This is a genomic window from Arthrobacter sp. 7Tela_A1, from assembly GCF_049311065.1.
GTDB lineage: Bacteria > Actinomycetota > Actinomycetes > Actinomycetales > Micrococcaceae > Arthrobacter_B.
Genome location: NZ_JAXIOO010000053.1, coordinates 1 through 19,681 on the forward strand (window position 1 = coordinate 1; position 19,681 = coordinate 19,681).

General features: G+C 66.3%; 18 protein-coding genes. 17 read left to right on the forward strand and 1 reads right to left on the reverse strand.

The window, feature by feature from the left end:
* Positions 1-184 precede the first annotated feature (184 nt).
* From TVB01_RS15540 to nusB, 11 genes are all read left to right on the forward strand, one after another.
* On the forward strand, positions 185-559 hold the full coding sequence (locus TVB01_RS15540; RefSeq protein ID WP_227895720.1) for a DUF948 domain-containing protein: 375 nt from the start codon (positions 185-187) through the stop codon (positions 557-559).
* Positions 560-594: 35 nt separating this feature from the next.
* The gene (locus tag TVB01_RS15545) at positions 595-849 is read left to right on the forward strand and encodes a hypothetical protein (RefSeq protein WP_422402407.1); all 255 of its coding nucleotides are present in this window, start codon (positions 595-597) and stop codon (positions 847-849) included.
* 60 nt (positions 850-909) lie between these two features.
* A complete protein-coding gene (alaS, locus tag TVB01_RS15550) occupies positions 910-3,603 on the forward strand; it encodes an alanine--tRNA ligase (RefSeq protein ID WP_422456812.1) in 2,694 nt (897 codons plus the stop codon).
* A gap of 9 nt (positions 3,604-3,612) precedes the next feature.
* On the forward strand, positions 3,613-4,182 hold the full coding sequence (ruvX, locus tag TVB01_RS15555) for a Holliday junction resolvase RuvX (protein WP_422456813.1): 570 nt from the start codon (positions 3,613-3,615) through the stop codon (positions 4,180-4,182).
* A complete protein-coding gene (gene mltG, locus TVB01_RS15560) occupies positions 4,179-5,519 on the forward strand; it encodes an endolytic transglycosylase MltG (RefSeq protein ID WP_422456814.1) in 1,341 nt (446 codons plus the stop codon). Before ruvX ends, mltG begins: the two co-directional genes overlap by 4 nt.
* A gap of 1 nt (position 5,520) precedes the next feature.
* Positions 5,521-6,396, forward strand: a complete 876-nt coding sequence (locus TVB01_RS15565; protein ID WP_422456815.1) for a shikimate dehydrogenase family protein — start codon at positions 5,521-5,523, stop codon at positions 6,394-6,396.
* Positions 6,397-6,428: 32 nt separating this feature from the next.
* Positions 6,429-7,640: a chorismate synthase gene (gene aroC / locus TVB01_RS15570; protein ID WP_422456816.1), complete on the forward strand. Its 1,212-nt coding sequence runs from the start codon at positions 6,429-6,431 to the stop codon at positions 7,638-7,640.
* Positions 7,633-8,151, forward strand: coding sequence for a shikimate kinase (locus TVB01_RS15575; protein ID WP_422456817.1), 519 nt, complete (start codon positions 7,633-7,635; stop codon positions 8,149-8,151). The genes aroC and TVB01_RS15575 overlap by 8 nt, the downstream gene beginning before the upstream one ends.
* The gene (gene aroB, locus TVB01_RS15580; RefSeq protein WP_422456818.1) at positions 8,151-9,272 is read left to right on the forward strand and encodes a 3-dehydroquinate synthase; all 1,122 of its coding nucleotides are present in this window, start codon (positions 8,151-8,153) and stop codon (positions 9,270-9,272) included. Before TVB01_RS15575 ends, aroB begins: the two co-directional genes overlap by 1 nt.
* A gap of 70 nt (positions 9,273-9,342) precedes the next feature.
* Positions 9,343-9,906, forward strand: a complete 564-nt coding sequence (gene efp / locus TVB01_RS15585) for an elongation factor P (protein WP_422456819.1) — start codon at positions 9,343-9,345, stop codon at positions 9,904-9,906.
* A complete protein-coding gene (nusB, locus tag TVB01_RS15590) occupies positions 9,903-10,313 on the forward strand; it encodes a transcription antitermination factor NusB (RefSeq protein WP_227895730.1) in 411 nt (136 codons plus the stop codon). Before efp ends, nusB begins: the two co-directional genes overlap by 4 nt.
* A gap of 79 nt (positions 10,314-10,392) precedes the next feature.
* Here nusB and TVB01_RS15595 read toward each other — a convergent pair whose 3' ends face one another.
* Positions 10,393-11,628: a PrsW family intramembrane metalloprotease gene (locus TVB01_RS15595; protein WP_422456820.1), complete on the reverse strand. Its 1,236-nt coding sequence runs from the start codon at positions 11,626-11,628 to the stop codon at positions 10,393-10,395.
* 72 nt (positions 11,629-11,700) lie between these two features.
* On the opposite strand from TVB01_RS15595, the gene pyrR reads away from it, so the two are divergent.
* From pyrR to carB, 6 genes are read left to right on the forward strand one after another with little or no spacing between them, the layout of a single operon-like run.
* Entirely contained in the window at positions 11,701-12,282 is a 582-nt protein-coding gene (gene pyrR, locus TVB01_RS15600) for a bifunctional pyr operon transcriptional regulator/uracil phosphoribosyltransferase PyrR (protein WP_422456821.1), read from the forward strand.
* Positions 12,279-13,277, forward strand: coding sequence for an aspartate carbamoyltransferase catalytic subunit (locus tag TVB01_RS15605; protein ID WP_422456822.1), 999 nt, complete (start codon positions 12,279-12,281; stop codon positions 13,275-13,277). The genes pyrR and TVB01_RS15605 overlap by 4 nt, the downstream gene beginning before the upstream one ends.
* A complete protein-coding gene (locus TVB01_RS15610; RefSeq protein ID WP_422456823.1) occupies positions 13,274-14,650 on the forward strand; it encodes a dihydroorotase in 1,377 nt (458 codons plus the stop codon). Before TVB01_RS15605 ends, TVB01_RS15610 begins: the two co-directional genes overlap by 4 nt.
* Positions 14,638-15,153 (forward strand): hypothetical protein, encoded by a 516-nt coding sequence (locus tag TVB01_RS15615; RefSeq protein WP_422456824.1) that lies wholly within the window; start codon positions 14,638-14,640, stop codon positions 15,151-15,153. Before TVB01_RS15610 ends, TVB01_RS15615 begins: the two co-directional genes overlap by 13 nt.
* A gap of 38 nt (positions 15,154-15,191) precedes the next feature.
* Positions 15,192-16,328 (forward strand): glutamine-hydrolyzing carbamoyl-phosphate synthase small subunit, encoded by a 1,137-nt coding sequence (gene carA, locus TVB01_RS15620; RefSeq protein WP_422456826.1) that lies wholly within the window; start codon positions 15,192-15,194, stop codon positions 16,326-16,328.
* Positions 16,328-19,624 (forward strand): carbamoyl-phosphate synthase large subunit, encoded by a 3,297-nt coding sequence (gene carB / locus TVB01_RS15625; protein WP_422456825.1) that lies wholly within the window; start codon positions 16,328-16,330, stop codon positions 19,622-19,624. The genes carA and carB overlap by 1 nt, the downstream gene beginning before the upstream one ends.
* Positions 19,625-19,681 lie beyond the last annotated feature (57 nt).

Genomic DNA, 19,681 nt, shown 5'->3' on the forward strand with positions numbered 1-19,681 from the left:
CGGGGGGGGGGCGCCCGGCCCAACGGGCCACCCCCGGGGGCGGTGGCGCGGGGGGCTGTTTCGTTTCCCGGCCGTGTCCGCGCCCCGGCCGGGTGGGGAACGCGCCGCCGCCAAGTAAGTGTCCGGCCCCGTCAATGGGTAAGGTACATAGCGGAAACTCTTCGAACCTATCCCAAGGAGAACCATGTCAGGTGGAGATATTGCCGGTCTGATCGCAGCCGGGGTATTTGCCGTGCTGGTTGCGCTGCTGGCCGTCCCCATCCTCAAACTTGGGAAGGTCTTCGACGAACTTCGCGGTTCGATCAAGACCTTGAGCGACGAGACCACCCCGCTGATCGACGAGGTGACGACCACGGTCTCCACCACGAACCTCCAGCTGGCAAAGGTCGACGGGATCTCCTCCAACGTTTCCGACGCCTCAGCCAACATTTCGGCACTGACCTCGCTTGTCGCCGCCACCGTTGGCTCGCCGCTGATAAAGGTCTCCGCCTTCACCTACGGCGTGCGGACAGCACTGACTTCCCGGCGGCCCGCAGGCCGCGGCCGCCGCAGCCGCTAGTCCCACAGACATGCAGTCCACAACAGGAGCAGACCATGATTAAGCGCGTCTTTTGGATGTCGATCGGCATCACCATTGGCGTTATTGCCGTCCGCCGCATCTCTGACGCCAAGGAGAGCCTCGGCCCGGCCGGGCTCAACCGCGCCGTCGGAACTGCTGCCGACGCCCTGCACGATTTCACTGACGCCTTCCGTGACGCCATGACCCAGCGCGAGGGCGAGCTGCGCTCCGCCCTGGGCCTGGACACCACCGACACGGTCGCCCAGACCATGTCCTCAGCCCGCCGCTGACATTCCCCACCCCGCAGCTGACCTGCGCGGAATTGATTTACCAGAAGGGTAAGAAACACCATGAAGTCCCACGAGATCGCACGCCGCTGGCTGGATTTCTTCAGCAGGAAGGGCCACACGGTCGTTCCCTCCGCGTCGCTCGTCAGCAACGACCCCTCGCTGCTGTTCACCGTTGCGGGCATGGTGCCCTTCATTCCCTACCTCACCGCGCGTGAAACCCCGCCGTACAGCCGCGCCACCAGCGTCCAGAAGTGCATCCGAACCGCTGACATTGAAGAGGTCGGCAAGACGGCCCGGCACGGCACCTTCTTCCAGATGGCCGGCAACTTCTCCTTCGGCGACTACTTCAAGGAAGACGCCATCACCTTCGCCTGGGAGCTGCTGACCAGCCCCGTGGCAGAGGGCGGCTACGGCCTTGATCCCGAGCGGCTCTGGGTCACCGTCTACGAAGACGGCGACGAGCGCGACGACGAGGCCCGCGCCATCTGGCGGGACAAGATCGGTGTGCCCAACGAGCGCATCATCGGCACCGGCAAGGCTGACAACTACTGGAACACCGGCCAGGCCGGCCCCGGCGGTCCCTGCTCCGAGATCTACTACGACCGCGGCCCCGCCTACGGCCTCGAAGGCGGCCCGGCCGTCGACGAGACCCGCTACATCGAAATCTGGAACCTGGTCTTCATGCAGTACCAGCTCTCCGAGGTCCGCTCGAAGACCGATTTCGACGTCGCCGGCGAACTGCCGAAAAAGAACATCGACACGGGCCTCGGCCTGGAACGCCTGGCCATGATCCTGCAGGGCGTGGAGAACATGTACGAGACGGACCAGGTCCGCCCCGTGCTGGACAAGGCCGCCGAACTCTCCGGCAAGACCTACACGTCAGCTGAAGATCCTTCGGATCCGCACCATGCAGATGACGTGAAGATGCGCGTTGTGGCTGACCACATCCGCTCGGCACTCATGCTGATTTCCGACGGCGTCACCCCCTCCAACGAAGGCCGGGGCTACGTGCTGCGCCGCCTGATCCGCCGTGCCGTGCGCGCCATGCGCCTGCTGGGCGTGGAAACCGCCGTGCTGCCGGAGCTGCTGCCTGTCTCCCGCGACGCCATGAAGGGCACCTACCCCGAGGTCGAAGCCGACTTCGCACGGATCTCCCGCATTGCCTACGCCGAGGAAAAGGCATTCCTGCGCACCATTGCTTCGGGCACCGAGCGCCTTGATGCCGCTGTCCAGGAGTCCAAGGCCGCCGGCCGTCCGCTGTCCGGCGCCGACGCCTTCGCCCTGCACGACACCTACGGCTTCCCGATCGACCTCACCCTGGAAATGGCCGAGGAAGCCGGCCTGAAGGTGGACGAGGCCGGATTCCGGTCGCTCATGCAGGAACAGCGCAAGCGTGCCCAGGCTGACGCCCGCGGCAAGAAGCACGGCCACTCCGACGTCTCCGTCTTCAACGAGCTGCTGAAGTCCGGCCAGACGGTCTTCACCGGCTACAACGAGCTCACCACCGAATCCGCCGTGCGCGGTATCGTCGCCAACGGCGAGTCCGTCTCCCATGCCGGTCCGGGAACTGAGATCCAGCTGGTCCTGAACGAAACGCCGTTCTATGCCGAGGCAGGCGGCCAGGCCGCCGACGTCGGACTCATCACCGGTGACGGCTTCGTCCTGGAAGTGTCCGACGTGCAGCGTCCGGTCAAGGGCCTCACAGTGCACAAGGCGGTTGTCCGGGAGGGCGAGGTCTCCGCCGGCGCCCTGGCACTGGCAGCGGTCGACGCCGAGCAGCGCCACGCCGCTGAGCAGGCGCACTCCGGCACGCACATCGTGCACGCCGCACTGCACCAGATCCTCGGCCCGGAAGCGCTGCAGCGCGGCTCCTTCAACAAGGCCGGCTACCTGCGCTTCGACTTCTCCTGGGGCGAAGGCCTGTCGGAGGCCGCCAAGTCGGAAATCGAAGAGGTTTCCAACCTGGCCATCCGCAACAACCACAAGGTCGAGACCAAGATCATGTCCCTGGCCGAGGCCAAGGCACTGGGCGCCATGGCGCTCTTTGGTGAAGCCTACGGCGATGAGGTCCGGGTCGTGGAGATCGACGGCGACTGGTCGCGTGAGCTCTGCGGCGGCACCCATGTGGACTCCACCTCCCGGATTGGAAGCCTGACGCTGCTGGGCGAGCAGTCCGTGGGATCGGGCAACCGCCGCGTGGAAGCTTTCGTGGGTATGGACGCCTTCCGCCACCTCGCCGCCGAGCGGGCACTGGTAAATGAGCTCTCCGAGCTGCTCAAGGTTCCCTCGGTCCAGCTGCCCGAACGGGTGTCCGCCACGCTGGCGAAGCTGAAGCAGGTAGAGAAGGAACTCGAGCGCCTGCGCCGCGAACAGCTCGCTGCGTCTGCCGCGGCACTGGTGAACACCGCCGTCGATGTTGACGGAGTCCGCCTGCTGGCGCACGACGCCGGTACGGTCTCCGGAGCGGACGACCTCCGCACGCTCGCACTGGACCTGCGCAGCAGGCTTGGCAGCGAGGCGGCAGTGGTCGCGGCCGCTGGTGCAGCCAACGGCCGCCCGGTAGTCATCGTCGCCACCAACGAGGCGGCACGCGCTGCCGGCGTCAAGGCCGGCGCCCTGGTCAAGACCGCTGCCGGCGTTCTCGGCGGCGGCGGCGGCGGCAAGGACGACGTCGCCCAGGGCGGCGGAACCGACGCTTCCAAGGTGTCCGAAGCACTCACAGCCATCCGCGCAGCGGTGGCGAACCGGAGCTAGCGGTATACCGTGTCCGCTTATCCGCGCGGGAGAAAGCTCGGCGTTGATGTTGGCCTGGCGCGCGTCGGGGTCGCTTCGTGCGATCCCGACGGCGTCCTCGCCACTCCGGTACGCACGTTAAAACGTGACGCCAAGAAGAACAGCGACGTCAGGGTGCTTGTCCGTGAAGCAGCCGAGCAGGATGCGGTGCAGGTCTTCGTCGGGCTTCCGCAGAGCATGCGGGGGACCGAAACTGCATCGACGGAGATGGCCCGGGAATATGCCCAGGTCCTGGCTGAAGCACTCGTCCGTGCAGGCTTGGACGTCCCGGTCCGGCTGATCGACGAGCGGCTGACGACAGTCAGCGCCCACCGGTCCCTGAGGGAAGCTGGCTTGGAGACAAGGAATCACCGTAGAGTAGTAGACCAAGTGGCCGCTGTTGGTATATTGCAGCAGGCCATTGACATGCAGCGTTCACTGGGACGCGATGTGGGGGTGCCCGTCATCACTGGCCGGAGCGAACAGATCGATGCTCCGGCCCCGAACGAGGAGCGAACAATTTCCGAGGACATCCGCCCCGAAAGCGACTCTGCGTCGTGAGCCACAGCTATCCCGGGCACCGTGCCTCCGGGCACGAATCGGAACCTGAACCGCGCGCCGGCACACAGGGCGGCGGCTATGCTGCCGACGGCCAGGACTACGGCACTGAGGACCGCTACCGCCAGGACGATGCACGCTGGGAAGACGGCGGACAAGACTACGGGCTTCACCCGGAGGAACAGCACGATCCCGGTTACGAGCCCGCGCCGGTGCAGCACTTCTTTGCCGAAGAGCCGGCCAGCCGCCGAAGCCGCCGGCCCTCGCGGGAGAAACAGCGCCGGAGGCGACGCCGCACGCTGGTCATGGCGGTCGTTCTGGCTGTCTTCGCCGGTGTGGTGTTCGGCCTGACCATGTTCCTGCGCGACCTGCTGGGCATGAATGAAATCAAGGACTACCCGGGCCCCGGCGAAGGAACGGTTTCCTTCGTCGTCCATCCGGGTGACGGGCCCCTGGTCATTGGCAACAACCTGGTCGGCGAGGACATCGTGGCCTCCAGCGAAAAGTTCGTCGAGGCTTTCCAGCAGGAATCGGACGGGCGCGAGATCCAGCCCGGCACGTACGAGATGCGCTACCAGATGTCCTCCTCCGGAGCAGTCACGGCCCTGCTTGGAGACGGCGGCACCGCTGTCCATTACGCGGCGATCGACCGGGACCTGCGGTTGAACGAAACCTTCGACCGACTGACCGAATCCACCGGCATCCCGCTGGCAGAATTTGAGGCGCTTGCCGCGTCCCCGCAGGACTTCGGACTTCCCGCCGAGGCCGTGAGCCTGGAAGGCTACCTGTTCCCGGGGGAGTACCGCTTCCCGGTGGACATGACCGCAGCGGAGATCCTCGAAGAGATGGTCGCCAACACCTTCAGTGCACTGGAAGAGTCAGGCGTTACAGACCCTGCCGAGCAGTACGACGTGCTCACCAAGGCCAGCATCATCCAGGCCGAAGCCGGCGAGGCGGACTACGCCACAGTTGCCGGAGCCATCGAGAATCGGCTGCGGGGCGACAACACGGAAACCAACGGCCTGATCCAGTCCGATGCCACCGTGACTTACGGCCTGAACCGGAAGAGCTACAACCTCACGCCGGAAGAGAAGGCAGACACATCCAATCCGTACAACACCTACGCGAACCCGGGGCTGCCGGTGGGACCCATCGGCTCACCGAGCGTCGAGGCCATTGACGCGGCGGCCAACCCGGCGGACGTGCCCTACTTCTACTGGGTGACGGTCAATCTGGATTCCGGCGAGACGAAGTTCTCCTCCACCCTCGCCGAACACGCCAAGTACGTTGCCGAGTACCAGGAATGGTGCGGCACCCAGGAAGCCGGAAGGTGCGATTAAGTTGTCCACCCGCCTAAGGGCAGCGGTCCTGGGGCATCCGATTGGGCACTCCCGCTCGCCCCAGCTTCACCGGGCCGCGTACCAGTACCTCGGATTCGACTGCGCATACGACGCCATCGACGTCGAAGAATCCGCGGCGGCAGATTTCGCTGCCGCTGTCCGGCGCGAACCGGGCTGGAACGGCCTGTCCGTCACCATGCCGCTCAAGGCTGTCATGGCTGCTGCAGTGGACAGGCTTGATCCGCTGGCAGAGACGCTCGGCGTCCTGAACACGGTGACGTTCGAGGGCGCTGCCCAGGGCACGGTCCTCACCGGGTGGAACACCGACGTCGCCGGGCTGGTCAACGCGCTGCGGCACGCCGGTGCCCGGCAGGCGCCCCGCGCGGTGGTGCTGGGCGCGGGCGGAACCGCCTGCGCAGCGGTCGCCGCGCTGGCCAAGCTGGACAGTCCTGCCGTGGATGTCTATGCCAGGAACTTCCGGGCCGGCGGTCCGGGGGTCGCTTCGGTCCAGGACGTGGGGTCCAGGCTTGGTATCGCCGTCAACCAGCATGGCTGGGAGGAAGCAGCGCAGGCGTGCGCCGGCGCCGACGTCGTCATCTGCACGCTGCCGCCCCGCGGGGCGGACGCTGTGGCGGAGGAATTTCAGGCCCTGGGAGCGCAGTGCGGCGGAGCTGTCCTGCTGGACGCTGCCTACGATCCCTGGCCCAGCCGGATCGCTTCCGCCTGGGAGTCCGCCGGCGGGAAGATTGTGCCCGGATTGGAAATGCTGCTCTACCAGGCCCTCGAACAGGTGCGCCTGTTCACCGGTCCGGCCTTTCGAGACGAGGCCGCCGTCATAAACGTGATGTGTGACGCAGTGGGGCTGCCCCCGCGCTGAAGCCCCCCGCCGAACGTGGCAGTATTGAATCCATGTTGCGTTGGTTGACCGCCGGTGAGTCCCATGGGCCTGCACTGGTCGGAATTATTGAGGGCGTCCCCGCGGGCGTCGAAGTAAGCACCCCGTCGATCCAGGAAGCGCTGGCACGTCGCCGTCTTGGCTATGGCCGCGGCGCCCGGATGAAGTTCGAGCAGGACCAGGTGCGCATCCTGGGCGGTGTGCGCCACGGACTGACCCAGGGTGGCCCGATCGCCATTGAGGTGGGCAACACCGAGTGGCCCAAATGGGAGCAGATCATGGCTTCCGATCCGGTGGATCCCGAGGTCCTCGCCGACCAGGCGCGCAACGCTCCGCTGACCCGCCCGCGTCCGGGGCACGCAGACTTCACCGGCATGCAGAAGTACGGTTTTGATGAAGCCCGGCCCGTGCTGGAACGCGCCAGCGCCCGTGAGACCGCGGCGCGCGTAGCGCTCGGTGCCGTCGCCTCGGCTTTCCTGAAGGAACTCGGCATCGAATTGGTGAGCCACACGGTGGGCATTGCCACGGTCAACTCGCCGGAGGGTTCTGCCCTGCCGCTTCCTTCCGACGTCGCCGCCCTGGACGCTGATCCGATGCGCTGCTTTGACGCGGGCGTCTCCGAAGCGATGGTCGCGGAGGTCGACGCCGCCCATAAGGAAGGCGAGACCCTGGGCGGAGTCGTCGAAGTCCTTGCCTACGGCCTTCCGCCGGGACTGGGAAGCTACGTGCACTGGGACCGCCGGCTGGACGCCCGTCTGGCGGGCGCCCTGATGGGCATCCAGGCCATTAAGGGCGTGGAAGTCGGCGACGGTTTCCTGACTGCTTCGCGACGGGGATCTGCCGCCCACGACGAAATCCTCCAGGACGAAGAGGGCCGCGTTATCCGTTCGGGTAACCGTGCAGGCGGGATCGAAGGCGGAATGAGCATCGGCGAGGTGCTGCGCGTGCGTGCAGCAATGAAGCCGATTGCCACCGTGCCGCGGGCGCTGAAGACCGTGGACGTGAGCACCGGCGAACCGGCCCGCGCCCACCACCAGCGTTCGGATGTCTGCGCCGTACCCGCAGCCGGCGTCGTCGCCGAGGCCATGGTTGCCCTGGTCCTGGCCGAGGCTGTGACGGAAAAGTTCGGCGGCGATTCCGTGGCCGAAACCGCCCGGAACCTGCGCTCTTACCTTGCGAACATCCCTGCCTCGCTCGCCTCGACCGGTACCGGCAGCGGTGCCTGAGCAGCAGCATCTGGTCCTGATCGGGTTGATGGCGGCCGGCAAATCCGTGGTCGGCCGCCAGCTCGCCGCCCGCCTCCGCCTGCCGTACGTTGACACGGACCAGCTGGTCGTCGCCGAACACGGACCGATCCCCGAGATTTTCGCACGGCACGACGAGAGCTTTTTCCGCCGGGCTGAGGCACGAGCCGTTGCTGGCGCGCTGGCTTCTCCGGTCCGGTCCGTGATTTCCCTGGGCGGGGGAGCAGTCCTGGATCCCGGCACCGCCAAGCTGCTGGCACAGGCTACCGTTGTCTTCCTGGACACTGACCTGGCGACAGTCCTGCCCCGGATCTCCCGTACCGCGCACCGTCCGCTGCTGGCCGGGGATCCGGCCGCACGCTGGACCGCGCTGGCCGAGGTGCGCCGTCCCATCTACGAATCGCTGGCAGACATAGTTATAGACAGCAGGGGGCTTTCCGTCGCGGAAGTCGTGGAACATATCACCGCAGCCCTGGCCGAAGGAGAGCACTAATGCCCGCAGAACCCACCGTCATCCCGGTGACGGGCGACAAGCCCGCAGAGAATTACGACGTCGTTATCGGCAACGGCCTGCTGGGCCGGCTGCAGGGGATGCTGGGGGAGCGCGTCCGCCGCGTCCTGGTCATTCACCCGCGTGCCCTGCGCACCACGGGAGACACCGTCCGGGACGAACTGGCAGCGGCCGGACTCACGGCCCTGACCGCCGAAATCCCCGACGCTGAAGAGGGAAAGCACATCCAGGTTGCTTCCTTCTGCTGGCAGGTCCTGGGACAGAATGACTTCACCCGCTCCGACGCGATTGTGGCCGTGGGCGGGGGCGCCGTCACCGACGTCGCCGGCTTCGTGGCAGCCACCTGGCTGCGCGGGATCAAGGTGGTGCACATCCCCACCAGCCTGCTCGGCATGGTTGATGCCGCCGTGGGCGGGAAGACCGGAATCAACACGGCTGAAGGCAAGAACCTGGTGGGCGCGTTCCATCCTCCGGCCGGTGTGCTGGTGGACCTCGATGCCCTCGGCACCCTCCCGAAAAACGAACTGCTCTCCGGCATGGCCGAAGTGGTCAAGTGCGGTTTCATTGCGGATCCGGCCATCCTGGACCTGATCGAATCCAACCTGGACGCGGTCGCGGACGGCAGCTCCGACGTCGTCCGTGAACTGGTGGAGCGCGCCGTGCGGGTCAAGGCCGACGTCGTCTCCGGCGACCTGCGCGAAGCCGGACGCCGGGAGTTCCTGAACTACGGACACACCCTGGGCCACTCGATCGAACTCGCTGAGCGTTACCAGTGGCGCCACGGGGCCGCTGTTTCCGTCGGTATGGTCTTTGCGGCAGAACTCGGCCGGATGGTCGGACGGCTCGATGATGCCACGGCCGACCGGCACAAGGAGATCCTCACGTCGCTCGGCCTGCCCGTGACGTACCGGAAGGATCGCTGGAGCGCGCTGCTTGACGGCATGCGCCGGGACAAGAAGTCCCGCGGCGACCTGCTGCGGTTCGTGGTCCTCGACGGGCCGGGCAAACCGTCCATCCTGGAGGTGCCGGACACCTCCCTGCTGTTCGCCGCGTACCAGGAGATCGCCTCCGAGCCCGAGAGCGGCATCCGGCTCAGCCTGTAGGCATTTCCTGAACAGGTAGAATGGTCGACGGACCAGACACGCAGATACGCGAAACGACGAAAGAGAAACTGTGGCAACGACCAACGACATCAAGAACGGCACAGTGCTGAAGCTTGAAGGCAACCTGTGGAGCATCATCGAGTTCCAGCACGTAAAGCCGGGCAAGGGTGGTGCGTTTGTCCGTACCAAGATGCGCAACGTGCGTTCTGGCAAGGTCGTCGACAAGACGTTCAACGCCGGCATCAAGATCGAGACCGCCACGGTTGACCGCCGCGACTACCAGTACCTGTACAAGGACGGCGAAGACTACGTGTTCATGGACACGTCGGACTTCGACCAGCTCACTGTCCCCGGTTCGATCGTGGGCGACTACGCCAACTTCATGCTCGAGTCCATGATGGTGACCATCGCCCTCCACGACGGTGCTCCGCTCTACATCGAGCTTCCGGCATCCGTCGTCCTCGAAATCACGTACACCGAGCCGGGCCTGCAGGGCGACCGCTCGACCGGCGGCACCAAGCCCGCGACCGTTGAGACCGGGTACGAGATCCAGGTCCCGCTGTTCCTGGAGACCGGAACCAAGGTCAAGGTCGACACCCGCACCGGCGACTACCTGGGACGCGTTAACGAGTGAGTGCACGCACCAAAGCAAGGACCAGGGCACTGGAAGTGCTCTTCGAAGCGGAACAGCGATCCATGTCTCCGCTTGAGTCCCTCCGTTCCCGCAGGGAAAAGACGGACCAGGTCATCAATCCCTACACCATGGACCTGGTGGAGGGTGTGATCGCCAAGCAGGAGCAGATCGACGAGTTCCTGGGCACGTATTCCCAGGGCTGGGCACTGGACAGGATGCCGGCAGTAGACCGCATCATCCTGCGCATCGGCAGCTGGGAACTGCTCTACAACGAAGAGATCCCGGACAAGGTCGCTATTAGCGAGGCTGTTGAACTGGCCAAGGCGCTCTCCACGGATGAGTCGCCCGCTTTCGTCAACGGTCTCCTGAGCAGGCTCCACCAGCTGAAGGACTCCCTGCTGGCCTAAGCCGCAGCGATGCTTTTCAAAGCCCGGCAGGGTACTCCTGCCGGGCTTTGTGCTGTCGGGGGCCGTCCACCGGGGACAGCTACGCCCGCCGGGGCGCTGCTGCCTGCAGAAGCAACTCGCGGGTGCGGGTCAGTTCTGCCAACAGGTGTTCTTCGCGTGCCGCATTGCGCCGCAGGTCCCGGCCGTTCACCAGCTGCTGCCGGGTCAGTGCCAGATTGGTCGCCTCCCGGATGAACGCCCTCATGGGTCTCTTGGCGCCGAACTGGGCGGACCAGCCCAGTGCCCTGCGGCGTCCGTCCCCGGTGGAGAGCATCTGGACCTCCGTCGGTGTGAACCAGCCGGCGGCACAGTACTCGCTGAGCCGTTCCCTGGTGAGGCGCTGCTCAGCCTTCCGGAGGTACACGACCCCTGCCACGGCCAGGCCGAAGAGCGGGACCTGCATGAGGAAGTAGAACAGGAAGAAATCGTCGTAGACCAGCGCCATGCCGCCGTTCCAGAACATGTGGCCGGCCACAGCGGCAGCAAGTCCGGCGGCGAATCCCGCAGCTATCCGTCCGGCACCCGGTTTGCGGACGGCGATTCCCAGGGCCAGACCGATCGCAGCGGTAAAGAGCACATGGGCGAAGGGTGAGAACAAACCGCGCAGCACAAAGACGAAGCCCAGCTGCAGTCCGATGCTGCCGGCCTCCAGCAGGGCGGCGCTGAAATAGAGGATGTTTTCGGTGAAGGCAAAGCCGGCTCCGATGACGCCCGCGTAGACAATCCCGTCCAGGGGGCCGTCAAAGTGGCTTCGGCGCACAAAGACGAGCAGCAGCACCCCGAGCCCTTTGGCTACTTCCTCCACCAGGGGCGCTTGGACCACCGTGGCGATGACGTCCGCCGGCGTCAGGGGGAGCAGCGTCATGAGGACCTCGTTGACCATGCTGCCCAGCAGCAGGGTAATCGCCACCGAAACACCCGCGCCCCAGAGGAAGGCGAACACCAGCGCTCCACGGGGTTCGGGCTCCCAGCGGTCGATCCAGTGCAGGCCCAGCAGGCAGATCCCCAGCGGAATCAGGGCCAGGATCCCGCACAGCAGGAAGGCTTCGCTTCCCAGGGCTGCGAACAGGAAGAGTCCGACGCCGGCCACCACGGCGGCCGCGGCGATAAGCAGCAGCACGTTGAGCACTCCAGCCCTGCCGTGCCCGGCGGGCCGCGTCAGGCCGAAGCCGGGCAGCTCCGCTGCCGGATGCGCGGCGCGCTGCTGCCGTGGCTGCCCCGCGGGCAGGGGCGTCATGTTCGGGAGCCTGTCATCGCCCCAGAATATACGGCTCACCTGCTGTGATAGTTTTGGAAGGCATTCAACCTTTAAGTCCGTCCTGTGAGGCGGGGAAGGAGGAAGCAGAATATGGGTCCCAGTGATCCGCCGCAGGCCGTTGTGCCTGCCCGCACCGTTCTGGCTTCAGCTGATATTGACCGAGCATTAACCCGCATCGCCCACGAGATCCTCGAGGCCAACAAGGGCGGCACCGATCTGGTGCTGATGGGTATTCCCCGCCGCGGTTATCCGCTGGCCCGCCGCCTCGCCGCCAAAATTGCAGCCGCTGATCCCTCCGTGGATGCCGCTGCCATCACCGGGCAGCTCGACGTCACGATGTTCCGTGACGATCTGGCACGCCAGCCCACCCGTCCTCCGCACCCCACTGAACTGCCTCCCAGCGGCATCGACGGCAAAGTCGTTGTACTGGTTGACGACGTGCTTTACTCCGGGCGGACCATCCGCGCGGCATTGGATGCGCTGATCGACCTGGGACGGCCGCGCGTTGTCCGGCTGGCGGTCCTGGTGGACCGCGGGCACCGGGAACTGCCGATCCGGGCAGACCACGTAGGAAAGAACCTGCCCACTGCCGCCGTGGAAACGGTGCGCGTCCGACTGGCCGAGACCGACATGCCGGCCGTGGACGAAGTCGTCATTGAAGGCACCGTATGAAGCATCTGCTCTCCACCCTGGACCTCTCCTACCAGGACGCTATCTCCATCCTGGACACAGCGGAGGCCATGTCCGCGGTAGGGGAGCGTGAAGTCAAAAAGCTTCCGGCCCTGCGCGGACGGACAGTGGTGAACCTCTTCTTCGAAGACTCCACCCGGACCCGTATCTCGTTCGAGGCCGCAGCGAAACGGCTGTCAGCCGACGTCATCAACTTCTCCGCCAAAGGCTCCTCGGTGTCCAAGGGCGAGTCGCTGAAGGACACGGCACAGACGCTGGCCGCGATCGGGGCGGACGCCGTCGTGATCCGCCACGGCGCCTCCGGCGCTCCGGCGCGGCTGGCCGGCTCCGGCTGGATCGATGCCGCAGTGCTGAACGCCGGAGACGGGACGCATGAGCACCCGACCCAGGCACTGCTGGACGCTTTCACCATGCGCCGGCACTGGGCGAGGCTGCACGGCACCGGCTCGCAGGGAACGGACCTCTCCGGCATGCACGTGGCGATCGTAGGGGACATCCTGCACTCCCGGGTGGCCCGGTCCGATCTCTGGCTGCTGAAGACCCTCGGCGCGGACGTCACCCTGGTGGCGCCACCCACCCTTCTGCCCTTCGGCGTCGAATCCTGGCCCTGCACGGTCAGCTACTCCTTGGACGAGACGCTGGAAACGCGGCCCGATGCCGTCATGATGCTCCGTGTCCAGGCGGAACGGATGCATTCGGCCTTCTTCCCGACGGTCCGGGAGTACTCCCGCCGCTGGGGTTTCGACGACGTCCGCCTGGACCGGCTGGATGCCCTGGGATTGGATGACACGATCCTGCTGCACCCCGGCCCCATGAACCGCGGACTGGAAATCTCTTCCCGCGCCGCCGATTCCCGCCGTTCCACAGTGCTGGAACAGGTCAGCAACGGCGTCTCCGTCCGCATGGCCGCCCTTTATCTCCTGCTCTCCGGCGAGGGCACCTCACAGCGCACACCACAGGAAGCTTCCGCACAGTGACTACTGCAACTCCCGCACCCTCCGTAAACCCCGTCCAATCGGCATCCGGTTACCTTCTCCGCGGCGCCTCGCTGCTGGGCGCCGAGCGTGCCGACCTCATCATCCGCGACGGCGTCATTGCAGCCGTGGGCCAGGACCTCCAAACGCCCGAAGGCGCTCTGGTGATCGAGGCCGACGGCCTCGTCGCGCTGCCCGGCATGGTGGATCTGCACACGCACCTGCGCGAACCCGGCCGCGAAGACGCGGAAACCGTGGAAACCGGTACCCGCGCCGCCGCCTTGGGCGGGTTCACCGCCGTCCATGCCATGGCCAACTCCAACCCGGTGGCTGATACGGCCGGCGTGGTAGAGCAGGTCTACAGCCTGGGCCTGAAGTCCGGCTGGGTGGACGTACGCCCCGTTGGTGCAGTGACCGTGGGCCTGAAGGGCGAACGCCTGGCCGAGCTCGGTGCCATGGCCGACTCCCGCGCCCGCGTCCGCGTCTTCTCCGACGACGGCATGTGCGTCCACGATCCGGTGCTGATGCGCCGCGCGCTGGAGTATGTGAAGGCATTCGACGGCGTCGTCGCCCAGCATGCCCAGGAACCCCGGATGACTGACGGTGCCCAGATGCATGAAGGTGAGGTCAGCGCCATCCTCGGGCTGCCCGGCTGGCCGGCTGTCGCCGAGGAATCCATCATCGCCCGTGATGTTTTGCTGGCCCAGCACACCGGCTCACGCCTGCATGTCTGCCATGTCTCCACCGCCGGCTCCGTGGAAATCATCCGCTGGGCCAAGGAACGCGGCATCAGTGTCACCGCCGAAGTCACGCCGCACCACCTGCTGCTGACCGACGAGTCCGTGCGTACCTATGACCCGGTGTACAAGGTGAATCCGCCGCTGCGCACCGAATCGGACGTCCAGGCGCTGCGCCGCGGTCTTGCCGACGGAACGATCGACATCGTCGGCACCGACCATGCCCCGCACCCCAGCGAGCACAAGGAGTGCGAATGGGCCCAGGCAGCCATGGGCATGACCGGGCTGGAAACCGCGCTCTCGGTGGTCCAGGCCACCATGATCGACACGGGAATGATGACGTGGGCGGACTTTGCCCGCGTGACATCGGCCACTCCGGCGGAGATCGGCCGGGTGTCGACCCAGGGCAGGCCGCTGAAAACGGGGGAACCGGCCAACGTCATATTGGTTGACCCGTCTGCGCGGCGCGTGGTGGACCCGCATAAGATGGCAACCATGGGCAAAAACAGTCCTTACGCCGGCCTGGAACTGCCCGGAGCGGTTCGTGCGGCTTTCTTTGCCGGACACCCCACCGTCCTGGACGGCGCCCTGAACGCACCGCGCCCTGCACCCGCTGAGGAGACGCCGTGGATTGGCTGATATTTCTTATCTGCGTCGTCATCGGCGCGGCCGTTATCCTGTCGCTTTTTGCGCTGGGCTGGCGCGGCCGCCGGCAGCGGCAGGCGGATATTCCGCGGCCCCGCCCGCTGCCTGAGGGCCTGGACCTTCCGCGGTTCGAGGCAGACGGCCAGTACGTGGCCACCACCACCGCCGGAGACTGGCTGGACCGGGTAGCGGTCTTCGGTCTTGGCGTGAAGTCGGTCGCGACCGCTGCCGTGTTCGACGAGGGACTGCTTTTCGCCCGCAAGGGAGCACCGGACGTCTGGATTCCGCGGGCCGACCTGCGCGATGTACGCCTGGAGCGCGGCATGGCCGGCAAGTTCGTGGAGAAGGAAGGCCTGGTCCTGATGACCTGGCAGCTCGGACCAAAACGGGTCGACACCGGGTTCCGTACCCGGGCGGCCGACCACAAGACACCACTGGTTTCGGCGATCAAGGCGCTGCTGCCGGAATCTGCAACATCTAGCGAGGAACAACTGTGACAGTGAACCAAACGCCCGCCCCGAGTACAGCTGTCCTCATGCTGGAGGACGGCCGGACCTTCCGCGGCCGCAGCTACGGCGCCACCGGGACTGCCCTGGGAGAAGCCGTCTTCGCCACCGGCATGACCGGGTACCAGGAAACCATCACGGATCCTTCCTACGCCCGCCAGCTGGTGGTACAGACCGCTCCGCACATCGGCAACACCGGGGTGAACAGCGACGACGCGGAATCCCGCCGCATCTGGGTGGCGGGCTACATCGTCCGCGACGCCGCCCGCAAGCCCTCGAACTGGCGCTCTGAGCGCACGCTGGATGAAGACCTTGCCGCCCAGGGCGTCGTCGGAATCTCCGGAGTCGACACCCGGGCCATCACCCGCCACCTGCGCGAACGCGGCGCCATGAAGGCGGGCATCTTCTCCGGCGAAGCAGCACAGCGCACCGACGCCGAGCTGCTGGCCGAAGTCCGCGCCCAGGAGTCCATGGCCGGCTCGCGGCTTGCCGAGGAAGTGAGCATCGAGGCGACCTACGTCGTCGAGCCCTCCGCCCACGGCTGGGAAGGCGAGCCGCTCTTCACCGTGGCTGCCCTGGACCTTGGCATCAAGTCCATGACGCCGGTCCGCTTCGCGGAGCGCGGCGTGCGCGTGCACGTGCTGCCTGCCTCCGCCACGCTCGAAGACGTCCTGGCCCTGGACCCGGACGGCGTCTTTATGTCCAACGGCCCCGGCGACCCCGCCACGGCCGACAACCAGGTGAAGCTGCTGCGGGACGTGCTGGACACCGGGGTGCCGTTCTTCGGCATCTGCTTCGGCAACCAGATCCTGGGCCGCGCCCTGGGCTTCGGCACCTACAAGCTGCCCTACGGCCACCGCGGCATCAACCAGCCCGTCCTGGACCGCCGCACCGGCAAGGTGGAAATCACCTCCCAGAACCACGGCTTCGCCGTCGACGCCCCGCTCGACGGCCCGGTCACCGCGCCCGAAGCCCGCTTCGGCAAGGTTGAAGTGAGCCACATCAGCCTCAACGACAACGTGGTGGAAGGCCTCGCCTGCCTGGACATCCCGGCATTTTCCGTCCAGTACCACCCCGAAGCCGCCGCCGGCCCGCACGACTCCGCCTACCTCTTCGACCGCTTCGTCGACCTGATGGCCTCCAGCAAGAACAAGGAATCCCGCTAATGCCCCGCAGAACCGATCTCAAGTCCGTCCTGGTGATCGGCTCCGGCCCGATCGTCATTGGCCAGGCCGCCGAATTCGACTACTCCGGCACGCAGGCACTGCGCGTGCTGAAGGAGGAAGGCCTGCGGGTCATCCTGGTCAACTCCAACCCGGCAACGATCATGACCGACCCGGAGTTCGCCGACGCGACGTACGTCGAGCCGATCACCCCCGAGGTGGTCGAGAAGATCATCGCGAAGGAACGCCCCGACGCCGTCCTGCCCACCCTCGGCGGACAGACGGCACTGAACACGGCGATCGCCCTGGACAAGAACGGCGTGCTGGAGAAGTACAACGTCGAACTCATCGGCGCCAACATCGAAGCCATTGAGCTCGGTGAAGACCGCGAGAAGTTCAAGGGCGTCGTCGAGCGCTGCGGCGCCGAATCCGCGAAGTCGATCATCGTGCACAGCATGGATGAGGCCTTCGCCGCTGCCGAGGAACTCGGCTACCCGATGGTGGTCCGCCCCTCCTTCACCATGGGCGGGCTGGGCTCCGGCCTGGCCTACAACGCCGAAGACCTGCGCCGCATCGCCGGCGCCGGTATCCAGTACAGCCCCACCTCCGAGGTGCTGCTCGAAGAGAGCATCCTCGGCTGGAAGGAATACGAACTGGAAATGATGCGGGACAAGAACGACAACGTGGTTGTTGTCTGTTCCATCGAGAACTTCGACCCCGTAGGCGTCCACACCGGCGACTCCATCACCGTGGCCCCGGCCATGACCCTCACCGACCGCGAGTACCAGAAGCTGCGCAACATCGCGATCGCCGTCATCCGTGAGGTTGGCGTCGACACCGGCGGCTGCAACATCCAGTTCGCCATCGAGCCGGACACCGGCCGCGTCGTCGTCATTGAAATGAACCCGCGCGTCTCCCGCTCCTCCGCCCTGGCTTCCAAAGCCACCGGGTTCGCGATCGCGAAGATCGCCACCAAGCTCTCCCTGGGCTACACCCTGGACGAAATTCCGAACGACATCACCAAGAAGACGCCCGCTTCCTTCGAACCGACGCTGGATTACGTCGTCGTGAAGGTTCCCCGCTTCGCGTTCGAGAAGTTCCCGGCAGCCGATCCCACGCTGACCACCACCATGAAGTCCGTCGGCGAAGCCATGGCGATTGGCCGCAACTTCACCGAGGCGCTGCAGAAGGCGCTGCGCTCCCTGGAGCAGAAGGGTTCCCAGCTCAGCTTCGACCCGGTGGACCCTGCCGCGGTGCCGGGACTGATCGAAGCTGCCAAGCGTCCCACCACGGACCGGCTGGCACAGGTTCAGCAGGCACTGCTGGGCGGTGCCACTGCCGAGCAGCTTTATGAGGCCACCGGCATCGACCCCTGGTACCTGGACCAGCTTGAGCTGATCAACGAGGTTGCCGAAGAGATCCGCGGCGCCGCCCAGATCACCGAGGACGTCCTGCGCCTGGCCAAGCGCCACGGCTTCTCCGACGAGCAGATCGGCAAGCTCACCAACCAGTCCGAGGCTGTGGTCCGCGGCGTGCGGCACGTCCTGGGCATCCGCCCGGTCTACAAGACGGTGGACACCTGCGCCGCTGAATTCGCCGCGTACACCCCGTACCACTACTCCTCCTACGACGAGGAGGATGAGGTTGCGCAGCACGCCAAGCCGTCCGTGATCATCCTCGGCTCCGGCCCGAACCGCATTGGCCAGGGCATCGAGTTCGACTACTCCTGCGTCCACGCCACCATGGCGCTGCGCGAAGCCGGACACGAGACCGTGATGATCAACTGCAACCCGGAGACCGTGTCCACGGACTACGACATCTCCGACCGCCTGTACTTCGAGCCGCTCACGCTCGAAGACGTGCTGGAGGTCATCCACGCCGAGCAGCGCACCGGCGGCGTCCTGGGCGTCTTCGTGCAGCTCGGCGGGCAGACCCCGCTGAAGCTGGCCCAGTCACTGGCCGACGCCGGCATCCCGATCCTGGGCACCTCGCCCGAGGCGATCGACCTGGCTGAGCACCGCGGTGCCTTCCAGCGCGTGCTGGACGAAGGCGGTCTGATTGCCCCGAAGAACGGCACCGCCGTCTCCTTCGAGGACGCCAAGAAGATCGCTGACGAGATTGGCTACCCTGTCCTGGTCCGTCCGTCCTACGTACTGGGCGGCCGCGGCATGGAAATCGTCTACGACGAGGCCAACCTCTCCCGGTACATCGCCAACGCCACGGAAATCACTCCGGATCATCCCGTCCTGGTGGACCGCTTCCTGGAAGACGCCATCGAGATCGACGTCGATGCGCTCTTCGACGGCACCGACCTGTACGTGGGCGGCATCATGGAGCACATCGAGGAAGCGGGCATCCACTCCGGCGACTCCGCGTGCGTGCTGCCTCCCATCACGCTCGGCACGGACGTGGTGGGCCGCGTGGTTGACGCCACCCGCGCCATTGCGTCCGGCGTCGGGGTCCGCGGCCTGATCAACATCCAGTTCGCGCTGGCCTCGGATGTGCTCTACGTGATCGAAGCCAACCCGCGTGCTTCCCGTACCGTCCCGTTCGTCTCCAAGGCCACCGGCGTCCAGCTGGCAAAGGCCGCAGCCCTGATCGGCATGGGTACTACCATTGCCGAACTCCGTGCCGCCGGAAAACTCAAGGCAACCGGCGACGGATCCGCCCTGCCGCTGGACGCCCCGGTGGCCGTGAAGGAAGCGGTTCTGCCCTTCAGCCGCTTCCGCACTCCCGAAGGCACCGTGGTTGACTCACTGCTCGGTCCGGAGATGCGTTCCACCGGTGAAGTGATGGGCATCGACAAGTACTTCGATACGGCGTTCGCCAAGTCCCAGGCAGCAGCAAACTCGGCGCTGCCCACGGCCGGGAAGATCTTCGTCTCCGTCGCCAACCGCGACAAGCGCTCGATCATCATGCCCGTGAAGCTCATGAGCGACCTGGGCTTCGAGATCCTCTCCACCGGCGGCACGGCAGATGTCCTGCGCCGCAACGGCATCCAGGCCACCACCGTCCGCAAGGTCGGCGAGGGCACGGGACCCGACGGGGAAGGCACTGTGGTGGACCTGATCACCGCCGGTGACATCAACATGGTGATCAACACGCCCTCCGGCGGCCAGGCCCGCGGCGACGGCTACGAGATCCGCGCCGCCGCGACGTCGATCGGCTGCCCGGTCATCACGACGGTGTCCGAGTTCACGGCCGCCGTGCAGGCCATCGAAGCGATGCGCTCCTACGAGTGGGATGTCTGCTCGCTCCAGGAATACGCCGCCAAGCTCCAGGCCTCCACCGTTGCCTGAGGATCAGTCCGGTAATGCTGCCCCCCCGGGGCCCCCCCGGGGGGGGGGGCCGCGGGG